Source organism: Seonamhaeicola sp. ABD4_175 (assembly GCF_056160885.1).
Genome location: NZ_JBSWYC010000003.1, coordinates 36,271 through 50,420, shown reverse-complemented (window position 1 = coordinate 50,420; position 14,150 = coordinate 36,271). Strand labels below are relative to the sequence as shown.

The window sequence follows — 14,150 nt, the reverse complement described above, 5'->3', positions numbered from 1 at the left end:
TATTACCAATTTGATAAATTGAAGGCTTTTAAATTATTTATAAAGCAAAATTGCTATTATATTTTTTACTGAAATTACATTTTTAGTTGGCATGTACTGTAATTACAATACTTTTTGAAGCTGGTGTTTTAGCTGTATGAGCAAAATTATCTAAAGGCACAAGCACATTGGCCTCAGGAAAATAGGTAGCACAACAATGCTTAGGAATATCATAGCCCACAACTTTAAAATTATTTGCAGTACGTACAACACCTTTAAATGTTGATTGTAATTGTACAACTTGCTGTTCTTCAAGTCCGCGTGCTTTCATGTCATCTTTGTTCATAAAAATAACACGGCGCTCATTGAAAATACCACGATACCTATCATCTAAACCATAAATGGTGGTGTTAAATTGATCGTGACTACGGATTGTCATCATTACTAATTCATCTGCTTCTAATTGCCATTGAGGTAATTTGTTTACACTAAAATTAGCTTTACCTGTTTTAGTTTTAAACTGCCTTACACGAGCACCATTAGGTAAATAAAACCCTGAAGGTTGTTTTAATTTAGTATTATAATCTTTAAAACCATCAACAACCTCTTCAATATCATTTCTAACCAAAGCATAATCATCTTTATAGGCCAACCAGTTTATTTTTGAACGGTTTTTTAAGGTAGCGTTGGCAATACCACAAACAACAGCCACTTCACTAATAATGCTATCTGAACAAGGTTCTAAAATACCTTTAGTTGAAGATACAACACCCATAGAATTCTCTACACTTTGGGTTTGCACGCCCGTTTTTTGACAGTCTTTTTCTGCTCTTCCTAAACATGGTAAAATTAACGCCTCTTTGCCGGTAACCAAATGAGAACGATTCAACTTTGTGCTTACATGCACCGTTAAATTACAATTTGCCAATGCTTTTGCTGAATAATTAGTGTCTGGCACTGCCGAAATAAAATTACCTCCCAATCCAAAAAATACTTTAGCCTCTTTTTTATACATGCCTTCAATAGCATCAATAACAGAATAACCGTGTTTTGTTGTTGGCTTAAAGCCGTATTTGACTTCAATTTTATCTAAAAAAGCTTGTGGTGCAGCTTCCCAAATACCAACAGTTCTATCGCCCTGAACGTTTGAATGCCCTCGCACCGGACATGTTCCTGCGCCTTCTTTACCTATGCTTCCTTTTAATAATAATAAATTAACCAATTCACGAATATTATCAACAGCATTTTCGTGCTGTGTTAAGCCCATTGCCCAACAAATAATAATTTTGTTGTTGTTTAAAATTATATCAAAAACGGCATTAAATGTTTCTTTTGAAACACCCGAAGCTTTTAAACAATCGTTAAAATTATATTGTCTTAAATCTTTAATAAAAACATCATAACCACTGGTGTACTCTTCAATAAAAGATTTATCAAATACATTGCCTGTAGTTTCTTCTTTATCTAGTAGTTTTAAAAGAATAGCTTTAAAAAAAGCAACATCACCATTAATAGTAACTGGCACAAAAACATCGGTTAACTCGGTACCTCCAGATAACATTTTTAACGGACTTTGCGGGTTGGTAAACTTCATTAAACCAACCTCTTTTAATGGATTAATAGTTATTATTTTACCGCCATTATTTTTACATTTTTCAAGCGCTGTAAGCATTCTTGGGTGGTTGGTTCCTGGATTTTGACCAACAACCATAACTACTTCAGCTTTATACAAATCGTTTAAAGTAACTGACCCTTTACCTATGCCAAGTGTTTCTGAAAGTGCTTTACCACTAGCCTCATGGCACATATTTGAACAATCTGGCAAATTAGCGGTACCATATTCTCTAACAAATAGCTGATACAAAAAAGCGGCTTCATTTGTAGTTCTTCCTGAAGTGTAAAATACGGCTTCATCGGGCGAATTTAAAGCGTTTAAATGGTCTCCAACTTTATTAAAAGCATCTTCCCAAGAAATTGGTTGATAGTGTGTAGCGCCTTCAGCTAAATACATAGGTTCTGCCAACCTTCCTGATTTACCAATTTCAAAATCTGACCATTCAGATAGTTCATCAACTGCATGTTTTGCAAAAAAATTGGCTCCAATAGTGTTTTTCTGAGCTTCTTCTGCCATGGCTTTCATACCGTTTTCACAATATTCGCCTAAAGCTGAACGCTCATCGTCTGGATCTGGCCATGCACAACCAGGGCAATCAAATCCGCCTTTTTGATTTATTTTTGATGAAATTTTAAGAGCATCAGATAGTTTCATATATTTTGAAACCTGAGTTACTGCAGATATTAAAGCGCCAAAACCCACACTGTTTTTTGGTGGATTAGTTACTTTTAACTTTGTAAACTTTTCTGAAGTAGCTGCTCTATCTTTTGGTGTTTTGCTCATACCTTTTTTGATAGATGAATATTAAGTTGGCTAAATTACTGGTAGTTAAAATTGAAAAACTAAACTATTATAACTAATATATAAACTAAATTGTACAAAAGGTTGGTAAAAACAGTATTTTTTAAATATCGGCAATACAATCTGTTAAATTATCTTCTCTTTTTAAGCCAATTTTTTTTCTAATTCTATGCCTAGATATATGTACACTATTTATAGATATGTTTAACAGCGAAGCCATTTCTTTGCTATCAAATTTCAGCCGTATTAAAGCGCAATGTTTTTGTTCTGTTGGTGTTAAGTTAGGATATTTTTTTCTTAAAGCCTTATAAAAATTAGAATTCACTTCAGTAAACCTTACATTAAAACGTTCCCACATGTTTGTGTTTTCTTTAATAACATCATCTTTAGTTTTTTTATAAATTTCTGGAGCCTTCTCCTTTATAATTTTTAGTAAGTGATTTACTTTTTTGTCCTTTTCTATAAGCTGAAGTGCAGATACGGTAAGTTCTTTACGTTTATACTCTAAATTTATATTTAACTTTTCTTTTTCGTGTTGGGTTTTAATGGCTTCATTTTGTTTGGCGTATTGTAATTTTTTAACTTTGGCATTGTGGTAAAAACCAATTACTACCAATACTGCACAAAGTAAAACAAGCGCTATTACAACTAATAAACGCGATTGTATTAAGCTTTTTTTCTCAATTATATTTTGTTGTTTGGTTATAAAAGCTTCCTTGCTATCTATAGTTTCTTGATACTTGTTTCTTACCTCAAATAACTGGTTGTTACTTTTATTTCTAACACTAAAGAGACTGTCTGATATTTTAGTTGAGGCATTTAAATAATTAAACGCCTCATTTAAATATCCTTGTTTTTGTAATACTTCAGATGTTTTTTTTAATATGTCTGGTTTTAAATCTGTGTGCGCTTTTAAACTATCAATTTTTTGCAAGCTTAGTTTATAAAACTTTAAAGCTTCATTATTATTTTTCTTTTCAAAATATAAATCTCCCAAAAACGAATAAATAATTATAGTATAATTTTTCTCTTCTTTATAATTTTCAAAAATATGTTTTGATTGTAATAAGTAATCTTCAGCCTCGTTAACTTTATTTTGTTGTAATAACACATAACCTTTTTCGGCTAAAAAATAAGGGTTGCTTTTTTTAATTTGTAAAGTTGTTTTATGTATGTACAAACAAGAATCTAAATACACCAAACTGCTATCATATTGTTTTGCCTTTCTATATTGCACCGCCAAATTATAGTAAGCTTTTGTTAATTTCTTTGATTTTTCCCCACCTAAAACACTATCTTTTTTTGTATAGAATAACGCTAATTTTTTATAATGAATTGCCATTTTATCTCGCCCATAAATACCATACAGCACACCCAATTCATCATGAATATTAGCCAACTCTTTAAAATTTGCCGTTTGTTCAACTAACAACAAAGCATCCCATAAATGGCCATATGCAAAGGCATATAAACCTTTGTTTTTGTTTTCATCAGCTAATTTCAAATGATTTTTAATTTGAAATATAGTATCATTGTTTACAGCAATATTATTAATTTCAATGTTTTGGTATTCTTTATAAGAATTAACATTACTGCTAAATAACAACTTACTAACACAAACAAAAATTAAACAGGTTATTAAAAAATTCTTCATACTTAAAAATAACGTTTTTCACTAAACAATTAAATGTATAAAAAAAACATGATTGTATAGTTCATTTTAACACAACAAACAACACAGTAAAGTTATTGCTAAGTTGTTTTTTATCATGATTTAAAAACTTAAAACCTATTTTTACTTGCAATGAACCAACAGTGTAGTATTTAAATTTTAACTACAACATACAATTATCAACAACTAAACTATTTTATGATGAAAAAAACCTTATTAACATTACTATCTGTGTTCTTTTTAATGTTTTCTTGTGGAGACAGTAACGATGAATCTTCAAAAGAAGAAGTAACACAAATTACAGATGAAACAAAAGAAGAAGAAGAAGAAAGCAACACCAAAAATGAAACTTGCAAAATCACAAACAAAGAGGGCTTATTAATAATTGAAGCCGAAAGTTTTGATTTAAAAGGAAAATGGCGCATCGTTGAAGATGAAAAAGCCTCTGCAGGTAAGTACATTGAATATTATGGCGCTAATAGCTACCAAACTCAAAACTTAGATCATGAAATTACGGTAAAATTTACGGTAGATGCCCCAGCAACATACTTAGTTAGGTGGTACATGAGACAACCTGATGAAGCCGAAGGTGATAAATCTAACGACGTTTGGATTTATTTTCCAGGAAATATTGGGCTAGCTAGAATTAATGATGCCGATTATACTTTAGAACATTATGAAAAATTTGTAAGCCGTGGTAAAGGTGAATTCACCTATGGCGGTGCTTTAGATTTGCATAACCCTAAATCTAGCTCATGGATGCGTGCAAGATTTCCTGAAGCAGGTGAATACACTTTAAAAATTTGTGCCAGATCTGAGTTTTTTCAATTAGATAAACTAGTGCTTTCTTCAGGTATGCCAGATGACGATGCTAAAAATAAAAGCAAAAACATTACCGAAAATATAGTTTGTGAATAACAAATAATAACCATACTTAATAAACACATGACACACCAAGTTTTAAAAGTTGTACTTATTTTTATAATTACACCATATTTAGCATTTGCTCAAATACCCACATACAAAAACAATAGAATTGCTTGTAGTGCAGATGGTAACGCACAACCTGATTTAGAGTATACAGGACGTTATAATTACGCAGACCCCGATGATTGGGGTGCAACACCTGCCACTTTAGCTATACTTGCTAAAAAAAAATTACAAAACAAACTTGTGCATTACTCTTACAATAATTTTATGCCTTCACCACCTCATACAACAGTACGTAATTATATGAAAGAAGGGGTTGATGGTTCTGTAGAACGATGGCATTTTAATAAATCTGTATTTTTTGATGTTGGCACGCATAAAAAACAAGCTATAAATCATTTAAAAGATGAAATATTAAAATCTACTGAAAATGACCCATTGTTTTTTGTTAACATGGGACCTTCAGAATTTTTATATCAAACTGTAAAACAAGTTATTGATGAAGGTAAAGCAGATGTTCTTTCGTACGTTTACATTATTTCTCACAGTAATTATAACGATAATCATTTAAGAAGACCAGACCATCACACTATTGATGATGTTTTAAAGTTAAGTGAAAACCGTTTAAAATTTAAAAGAATTAAAGACCAAAACAATAAAAACAACCCCAACGAAGGATGGAGTTCACTGCATGATTGGAGTGTTTGGCATTGGTTAAGAGATAGCAAAAACCCCGATTTTGTATGGCTTTGGGAAAGTATGAAAAAGCATAAAGAATTTAGAGCAGATATTTCAGATGCAGGAATGGTTTACTATTTACTTACTGGAGATGCTGATGGTAACCCAAAAAAGTTCCAAGCATTTCTTGGTAAAGAAATTTAACAAATAAAAAAGCGAGTTAAATAATACTCGCTTTTTTTTATCTTTTTTATTATTGTTTAGCCTACAACCTTTTTAGCCTGTAAATTATTCATGTAAGGTTGCTTAGTTAAGCGTTGGCCCGTAGCTTTGTAAATAGCATTAGCAACAGCGCCGCCTACGGGTGGTAAAGTTGGTTCACCTAAACCAGTTGGAGCTATATTATTTTCAACAAAATGCACATCTACTTTAGGGGTTTGCCCCATTCTAATTAATTGATAACTATTAAAGTTATTAGATTGTGGAACACCGTTATCAAACACAAAATCTGAATACATAGCATGACCAATACCATCTAAAACACCACCTTTTATTTGATTTAAGGCACCTAACGGATTAACAACAATACCACAATCTACTGCGCAGGTTACTTTTTTTACATTAGGCACTCCGTTTTCCATTGTTATGTCGGCTACCTCAGCTACATGCGTATTGTGGCAATAATATACTGCCAAACCTTGGTAAACACCTTCAGCTGTGTTTCCCCAATTAGATTTTTCAACAGCTAACTTTAAAACACCTTGTAACCTGTCTGGATTATATTCTATTTTTGGGTCTGGATTGTTTTTTACATTATCTAGTAAATCCATATGTAATTGTACCCTATCTATGCCTATTTCTTCAGCTAATTCATCAAAAAAACTCTGTTCTGCACTCGCCAAAAAATTAGTATATGGCGCTCTCCAAGCACCGGTTGTTATATTACTTTTATAGTTTGCCGTATCAACTTGATAATTTTCTATGGCTGCTGCTGGAAAAAAGTTTGGTATTAACCCGTACATATTACCGTTAATACACGCCTCTTTTAAATGATAACCTGTTACTTTGCCGTTTTTTATAGAAGCTGCAATTTTATATTTAGTTGAAGGACGATACACACCCGTTGTCATATCATCTTCTCTAGAAGATACCATTTTAATTGGTTTCTTAATTTTATCTGAAATTTCGGCTGCTTCATACACAAAATCGCCATATAGCCTTCTTCCAAAACCACCACCCATTCTAGTCATTTCAACAGTAATATCTTCTATATTTCTGCCTAATAAAGCCGCTACTGTTTTGGCAGCATCTTCTGGTGTTTGTACTGGGCCAACTAAACGTACTTTTTCATCATTAACATCGGCAAAAAAGTTCATAGGCTCTAATGTGTTGTGTGGTAAAAAGGGCGCTTCATAAGTACGCTCTAAAACCTTATCTGCTTGTGCAAATGCTTTTTTAACATCGCCATCTTTTCTGCGTGTATTAAATTTAGAACCTTCTAAAATTTCATTTAATTTTTTATTGTGAAACTCAGAACTTTCTAAGGCAGAATCTTCTTTCCAAGTTGCTTTTATGGCCTTTTTACCTTTAAAAGCATCCCAGGTTGTTTTGGCAAGTACAACCACTTTTTTACTTTTACTAAGTTGGGCAGTCCAGTTTGGTTTATCTCCTTCTAAATATGCTTTTGCTTTATCACCAATAGTAATTACATCAACAACACCGGGTATTTTTTTAGCTTCGGAAGCATCAAAAGTATCTAAAATTTGACCAAAAGCAGGCGGACGTAATACAGATGCATACAACATGCCTTCTTCTTTATAATCTAAACCAAAAAGTGGTTTACCTGTTATAATTTCATCTATATCAACATTTGCAATACCTTGGCCAATAATGGTAAAATCTTTAGGCTCTTTTAGGGTTACATTTTCAGGAACTTCAAGTTTTGCTGCTTCTAAAACCACATCGCCATAACCTAAAGTTTCGCCTTTTGCATTTGTAATAACACCTTGTTTTGCTTTGCATTCTGAAGCATTTACGCCCCACTTTGCTGCTGCAGCATTTACCAACATTTGTTTTGCTGTAGCACCAGTTTGCCTTAACGGTTCCCAAGCCAAACGTAATGATTGGCTACCACCTGCCAATTGGCGTGTGTAATTTTCGGTATCTAAAGGTGCTTGTACCACATATACATCATCCCAAAGCACGTCTAATTCTTCTGCAATAAGCATTGGCATTGAGGTTTTTACACCTTGGCCAATTTCGGGGTTGGGTGCAAAAATAGTTACTTTGCCTTCGGGTGAAATTTTTATAAAAGCATTAAAATCGTTGTAATTTAGCGTACTTAAATCTACTGGCATTTTAACGTCTTGCTTACATGCATTAAACAAGTTAAAACCAATTAACATACCGCCACTGGCTAAAGCAGAGGTTTTTAAGAATGATCTTCTGCTGAAATTTATTTTATTTGAAGGTTCCATGTTTTCTTTTTTTTGGTTGAAATTAACTCATTTTTTCGGCAGCCACTTTTACTGCTTCTTCAATGCTATTGTATGATGCACAACGGCAAATATTACCATGCATAGCGTTTCTAATTTCAGTTTCTGAAGGATTGGGGTTTTGTTGTAAAAAAGCAGAAGCCGTCATTATTTGTCCTGCTTGACAATAGCCACATTGGGGTACATCAATAGCTTTCCAAGCTTCTTGCACCGGATGAGTGCCATTTTCTGAAAGGCCTTCAATAGTTGTAATATTCATTTCTTCGGCTTGAGATACTTGTATTAAGCAACTTCTCATTACATTACCATCTACATGCACACTACAAGCACCACACTGCCCTATTCCGCAGCCAAATTTAGTACCTACAAGGTTTAAATGATCTCTTAACACCCAAAGTAAAGGTGTGTCCATATCTGCATTTACAGTATGGTTTTTGTTGTTAATTTTTAAGTTAAATGTTGGCATAGTTAATATTTTGGTATTAAATTACTAAAAATGTAATTACAAAAACACCAAACCTATAATTTTAACAAGCACTTAACGTAGCCAAAATTACCTGTAGCAACCACTATTTTAGCTTTAACTAATTTTTATTTACTTATATAACGTTTAATATTTTACCTACTTTTGAAAAAGCTGCAATGGCCTTATCTAATTGTGTCTTATTATGTGCAGCAGATAATTGCACTCTAATTCTAGCTTTGCCTTTTGGTACAACAGGATAGAAGAAACCTATAACATAAATACCTTCTTCTAATAATTTTGAAGCAAATTCTTGAGCCAAAGTTGCTTCATATAACATAACGGGTACTATTGGATGATCACCAGGAACAATATCAAAACCAGCATTGGTCATTTCTGTTCTAAAATACTTTGTATTTTCCTCTAATGTATCTCTTAAATGCGTTGATGCGCTTAAAATATCTAACACTTTAATAGAAGCACCAACAATGGACGGCGCTACAGTATTTGAAAATAAATAAGGCCTAGAGCGTTGCCTTAATAAATCAACAATTTCTTTTCTTGCTGCCGTAAATCCGCCCGAAGCACCACCCAGCGCTTTACCGTAGGTACCCGTAATAATATCAACCCTACCCATTACGTTTCTGTACTCATGTGTACCACGGCCTGTTTTTCCTAAAAAACCAGTAGAATGACACTCGTCAACCATAACCATAGCACCGTATTTATCGGCTAAATCACAAATTTTATCTAATTGAGCTATGGTACCGTCCATTGAGAAAGAACCATCTGTTACAATCAATTTTCTTCTGGCATCTTTAGCTTCAATTAACTTAGCCTCTAAAGCGTTCATATCATTATGACTGTATCTAAATCTTTGCGCTTTACACAAACGAATACCATCAATAATAGATGCGTGGTTTAAAGCATCAGAAATGATAGCATCTTCCGCAGTTAAAATAGGCTCAAAAACACCTCCGTTAGCATCAAAAGCAGCAGCATATAAAATACAATCTTCCATACCTAAGAAGGCAGCAGTTTTACGCTCTAATTCTTTGTGAATATCTTGAGTCCCACAAATAAAACGCACTGAAGATAAACCGTACCCATGACTATCAATAGCTTCTTTTCCTGCTGCAATTACTTCTGGGTGTGATGATAACCCTAAATAATTATTAGCACAAAAATTTAAAACTTCAGAAGATTTAGTTGTTGAAATTTGTGAACCTTGAGGTGTTGTAATTACACGCTCATTTTTATACAAACCTGCTGTTTTTATAGCATTTATTTCTTCTTGTAATTGTGCTTTAATATTTGTGTACATAATGTGTGTTTTTATGGTGTTTAAACGGCTTGTTTATAGTGTTCTTTAAGTTTTTCTAACATAATATCTGTTAAAGCTTTTAGGTTAAATTGTGGTTGCCAACCCCAATCTTTTTTAGCTTCAGAGTCATCAATACTTTCTGGCCAACTATTAGCAATATTTTGTCTGAAATCTGGGTTATAATTAATACTAAAATTAGTTATTCTTTCTTTAATAACCGTAGCGATTTGCTTGGGCGTAAAACTTACACCTGCAATGTTATATGATGTACGTGTTTTTATTTTATGTGAAGGAGCTTCCATCAATTCAATAGTAGCTCTAATGGCATCATCAATGAACATCATTGGCAACGCCGTATCTGCTTCTAAAAAACATGAAAACGGTTGCCCAATAACGGCTTTATGAAAAATATCAACCGCATAATCTGTTGTGCCGCCACCGGGTAAAGATTGGTAACCAATAATACCCGGATAACGCAATGAGCGTACATCTAAATTATATTTATTATAATAATACTGTGCCCAATTTTCGCCAGCAACTTTACTAATGCCGTAAACCGTTTCTGGGTATAAAACGGCATTATTTGGTGTGAGCCTTTTGGATGCATTACTACCAAAAACAGCTATTGAACTTGGGTAAAAAACTTTTTTAACGTTATTTAATCTTGAAACCTCTAAAACGTTTAATAACGTTTTAGTGTTAATATCCCAGCTTAAAAGTGGGTTTTGCTCACCTTTTGCAGATAAAATAGCTGCTAAGTGATAAATTTGAGATACTTTATATTTTTTTACAATAGCCTGCAAAACATCTATGTTTGTAGCATCAACCACTTCAAACAAACCTGTATTGATTTCTTTTTTAGAAACATCGGTAGCTAACACATTATCATTGCCATACTTTTCTATTAAGGCTTCTGTAAGTACAGTTCCTAATTGTCCGTTTGCACCAATAATCAAAATCATTTCATTCAGCTTTTATTATCAACAAAATTAATATATGCAATTTATAAAACCGAATATCAACTATAATTAAGTAATTTTTACTTCATATTAATTATTTTAAAATTATTATTACTTTTGAAATACTATTTTTTATTTAGTAAAACACAAATTTTATTGTCAAATGATGGAACATTTAGATGAAACCGACTTAACCATTTTAAGAATTTTACAACAAGATTCTAAAAAAACAGCTAAAGAAATAGCTAAAAAACTAAACTTAACAACCTCGCCAGTTTATGAACGCATTAGACGCTTAGAAAACCAAGGTTTTATAAAAAAGTATGTAGCCATTTTAGATAAAAAACTTATTAAACGTCCTGTAACAACCATTTGCCAAGTTTCAATGCGCTATCATAGCAAAGAGTTTATTGAACATTTTGAGGCTCAAGTTCAAAATTTAGAAGAAGTACAAGAATGCTACCACATGGCAGGACAGGTAGATTTTATTTTAAAAATTAATACCCGTGATTTAGAAGATTACCACAACTTTGTAAAATATAAACTATCTAAAATTGATAATATTGGCGTGCTAAACAGCACCTTTGTTCTAAAAGATATTAAGCACTCTTCGGCATTTTATATTTAAGTGTACTGTTTTAAAAACTCTAAAGCTCTGCGCTCATTATAATACACATTATTTTTATCAATAAATGCAACATGACCACCATGGTTAGGCATTTCTAAAAAAATAAATTCTGAAGATTTGGCTTCTTTAACGGGGTAACATTCAGCTGATAAAAACGAATCGTTTAAAGCGTTTATGATTAGTGTAGGAACTTTAATATTAGGTATAAATTGCAAACTGCTGCATTTTGCGTAGTAATCTTCGGCATTAATAAAACCATGAGCTTTGGCAGTGTAAACATTATCAAAATCTTTTAAGGTTTTAATGTTGTTAAAATCTTGAATAGACAACTCTTCTGGAAATGTTTGTAGTTTTAATTTTAAACGTTCTTTTAAATGTTTTAAAAACCTAATAGCGTAGGCTTTATTTTTTAGTTTGTGAAGTTCTGCACTAGAGCCACTTAAAAAACATGGCACCGAAGCTGTAACTGCGCCTTTTATTTCTGGCACTGTCAATTGTTCTCCTAAATATTTTAATATAATATTAGCGCCCAAACTTATTCCTTTTAAATAAATATGGCTGTAATTATATTTTGAAATTACATGTTTAACAACAGCATGTAAATCTTCGGTTGCGCCCGAATGATAACTTCTGTAAAGTTTATTATCCTCGCCACTACACCCTCTAAAATTAACACAAACGGCATCAAAATTATTAGAGTTAAAAAGTTTAGCTGTACCAAGCATATAAGGCCTTTGGGCATCGCCCTCTAAACCGTGTAAAATAATAATGAGTTTATTAGTTTTTTCTTCGGAAAAGCTCCAATCTAAATCTAAAAAATCACCATCTGATAAATTAATACGTTCGCGTTTTTGTATAACACCATTTACACGCCTTACCAAACCAGAATACACTGTTGAAATAAACCCATTTTTAAACAAAAATGGCGCTTTGTAAGTAGAATTAATTACTGGCATTTATTCAGAAAATAATGAAGTAAACTTAAACATATTGCCATTAAAAAGGCCTTTATCACTTAATTTTAACGATGGAATTACCAACAAGGCCATAAACGACAAGGTCATGTAAGGTGCATGCAGTTTACTACCCATTTTTTTTGCCATAGCGTCAATATTTTGATAGGATTTGGCTACATTTTCAACTGGTTTATTACTAATTATGCCGGCAATTGGTAGTGGTAAAATATTTTCTTGTGAAGATGATACAGCACAAATGCCGCCTTTATTTTCAATAATTAAGTTTACTGCTTTACAAATAGCCTCATCTGTTGTGCCAACAGCAATAATGTTATGCGAATCATGCCCCACCGATGATGCTATTGCGCCAGTTTTTAAACCAAAGTTTTTAATAAAGGCAATGGCTGGTGCTTGGTTTTGATATCGGTTTACTACCGTCATTTTTAAAATATCTTTATCGGTATTCGATTCTAAAAACCCGTTTTTTATGGTAGCTTCTTCAATAAGCTCGTTTGTTACTAATTGCCCTTCTAAAGCTTCAATAACTCTAATGTTTTTTGATGATGCTTCAACTTTAAAATCGGTTGTATTTTTAGGTTTACAATTAAAATTATTAATGGTATTAAACGCTACCGAAGCTATTTTAGACACACCATTATCAAACACCAATTCTCCGTTTATATAGGTTTGTAATGTTTTAAAATGCACTAAATCTTCAACCACAATAAAATCTGCTAAATCACCCTCTTGTAATAAACCAACCTCTAAACCGTAATGTTTTACAGGATTAACACAAGCGGCTTGTAACACCTTAAAAACATCTATACTTTTAGCAACGGCTCTAGCACATAACTGGTTAATGTGGCCTAACATTAAATCGTCTGGATGTTTATCATCACTACAAAACATAATATTTTCAAAATGTTCTGGTAATAAATCTATTAAGGCTTCAAAATTTTTTGCTGCACTACCCTCACGAATTAGTAATTTCATGCCTTTTTGAAGTTTCTCTAAGCCTTCTTCAAACGTAAAACATTCATGATCTGTTGTTATACCCGCTGCTATGTATGCGTTTAAATCTGTACCTGTAACACCAGGTGCATGCCCATCAATAGGTTTGTTGTATTGTTTTGCTAAGCGTAGTTTTTCATGTACTTCATTGTCATTATAAATTACGCCTGGGTAATTCATCATTTCTGTGAGATATTTTATATCAGGATTTTGAAGCAATTGTTCAATATCATCAGAATTTATAATAGCTCCGGCAGTTTCAAAAGCAGTAGCAGGCACGCAAGATGGGGCACCAAAATTAAATTTAAGCGGTACCTTTTTACCGTTTTCAATCATAAAATTAACACCTTCTAATCCGCACACATTTGCAATTTCATGCGGATCTGAAACGGTGGCAACTGTACCATGTTTTACTGCTATTTTAGCAAATTCACTTGGCACAAGCATTGAACTTTCAATATGAATATGTGCATCTATAAACCCAGGTATAATGTAGTTTTCTACATGATGTTCTATTGGTGTTATTGCTATAATTTTATTTTTTTCAACCGTAATTTCACCTTTAAAAATACGTTTGTTTTTAACATCTACTATGTTGCCTTGTAATTTCAAATTTTATCTGTTTTTTGTAAAATCAAC

General features: G+C 32.6%; 11 protein-coding genes. 3 read left to right on the top strand and 8 right to left on the bottom strand.

Annotation, left to right across the window (positions count from 1 at the left end; translation table 11 throughout):
• Positions 1-82: 82 nt before the first annotated feature.
• Together ACXAG4_RS10190 and ACXAG4_RS10185 are read right to left on the bottom strand one after the other, a co-directional pair.
• The gene (locus ACXAG4_RS10190) at positions 83-2,377 is read right to left on the bottom strand and encodes an FdhF/YdeP family oxidoreductase (RefSeq protein WP_475295980.1); all 2,295 of its coding nucleotides are present in this window, start codon (positions 2,375-2,377) and stop codon (positions 83-85) included.
• Between the two features lie 121 nt (positions 2,378-2,498).
• Positions 2,499-4,049, bottom strand: a complete 1,551-nt coding sequence (locus ACXAG4_RS10185; RefSeq protein ID WP_475295979.1) for a hypothetical protein — start codon at positions 4,047-4,049, stop codon at positions 2,499-2,501.
• Positions 4,050-4,265: 216 nt separating this feature from the next.
• On the opposite strand from ACXAG4_RS10185, the gene ACXAG4_RS10180 reads away from it, so the two are divergent.
• Both ACXAG4_RS10180 and ACXAG4_RS10175 read left to right on the top strand, forming a co-directional pair.
• Complete coding sequence (locus ACXAG4_RS10180) at positions 4,266-4,985, top strand: hypothetical protein (RefSeq protein WP_475295978.1); 720 nt, start codon at positions 4,266-4,268, stop codon at positions 4,983-4,985.
• A 27-nt stretch (positions 4,986-5,012) separates the two neighbouring features.
• Positions 5,013-5,879, top strand: a complete 867-nt coding sequence (locus ACXAG4_RS10175; RefSeq protein ID WP_475295977.1) for a hypothetical protein — start codon at positions 5,013-5,015, stop codon at positions 5,877-5,879.
• 56 nt (positions 5,880-5,935) lie between these two features.
• Here ACXAG4_RS10175 and ACXAG4_RS10170 read toward each other — a convergent pair whose 3' ends face one another.
• The 4 genes from ACXAG4_RS10170 to ACXAG4_RS10155 form a co-directional block, all read right to left on the bottom strand.
• The gene (locus ACXAG4_RS10170) at positions 5,936-8,152 is read right to left on the bottom strand and encodes a xanthine dehydrogenase family protein molybdopterin-binding subunit (RefSeq protein WP_475295976.1); all 2,217 of its coding nucleotides are present in this window, start codon (positions 8,150-8,152) and stop codon (positions 5,936-5,938) included.
• Between the two features lie 22 nt (positions 8,153-8,174).
• Positions 8,175-8,636: a (2Fe-2S)-binding protein gene (locus ACXAG4_RS10165; protein WP_475295975.1), complete on the bottom strand. Its 462-nt coding sequence runs from the start codon at positions 8,634-8,636 to the stop codon at positions 8,175-8,177.
• Between the two features lie 133 nt (positions 8,637-8,769).
• Positions 8,770-9,957: a glycine C-acetyltransferase gene (gene kbl, locus ACXAG4_RS10160; RefSeq protein WP_475295974.1), complete on the bottom strand. Its 1,188-nt coding sequence runs from the start codon at positions 9,955-9,957 to the stop codon at positions 8,770-8,772.
• A 20-nt stretch (positions 9,958-9,977) separates the two neighbouring features.
• On the bottom strand, positions 9,978-10,919 hold the full coding sequence (locus ACXAG4_RS10155) for an NAD-dependent epimerase/dehydratase family protein (RefSeq protein WP_475295973.1): 942 nt from the start codon (positions 10,917-10,919) through the stop codon (positions 9,978-9,980).
• 160 nt (positions 10,920-11,079) lie between these two features.
• Between ACXAG4_RS10155 and ACXAG4_RS10150 the strand changes: the two genes are divergently transcribed.
• Positions 11,080-11,544 (top strand): Lrp/AsnC family transcriptional regulator, encoded by a 465-nt coding sequence (locus tag ACXAG4_RS10150; protein WP_475295972.1) that lies wholly within the window; start codon positions 11,080-11,082, stop codon positions 11,542-11,544.
• Here the strand turns inward: ACXAG4_RS10150 and ACXAG4_RS10145 are convergent.
• Positions 11,541-12,500 (bottom strand): YheT family hydrolase, encoded by a 960-nt coding sequence (locus tag ACXAG4_RS10145; protein ID WP_475295971.1) that lies wholly within the window; start codon positions 12,498-12,500, stop codon positions 11,541-11,543. The two genes, ACXAG4_RS10150 and ACXAG4_RS10145, sit on opposite strands and share 4 nt — an antisense overlap.
• The gene (ade, locus tag ACXAG4_RS10140; protein WP_475295970.1) at positions 12,501-14,123 is read right to left on the bottom strand and encodes an adenine deaminase; all 1,623 of its coding nucleotides are present in this window, start codon (positions 14,121-14,123) and stop codon (positions 12,501-12,503) included.
• Positions 14,124-14,150: the final 27 nt, after the last annotated feature.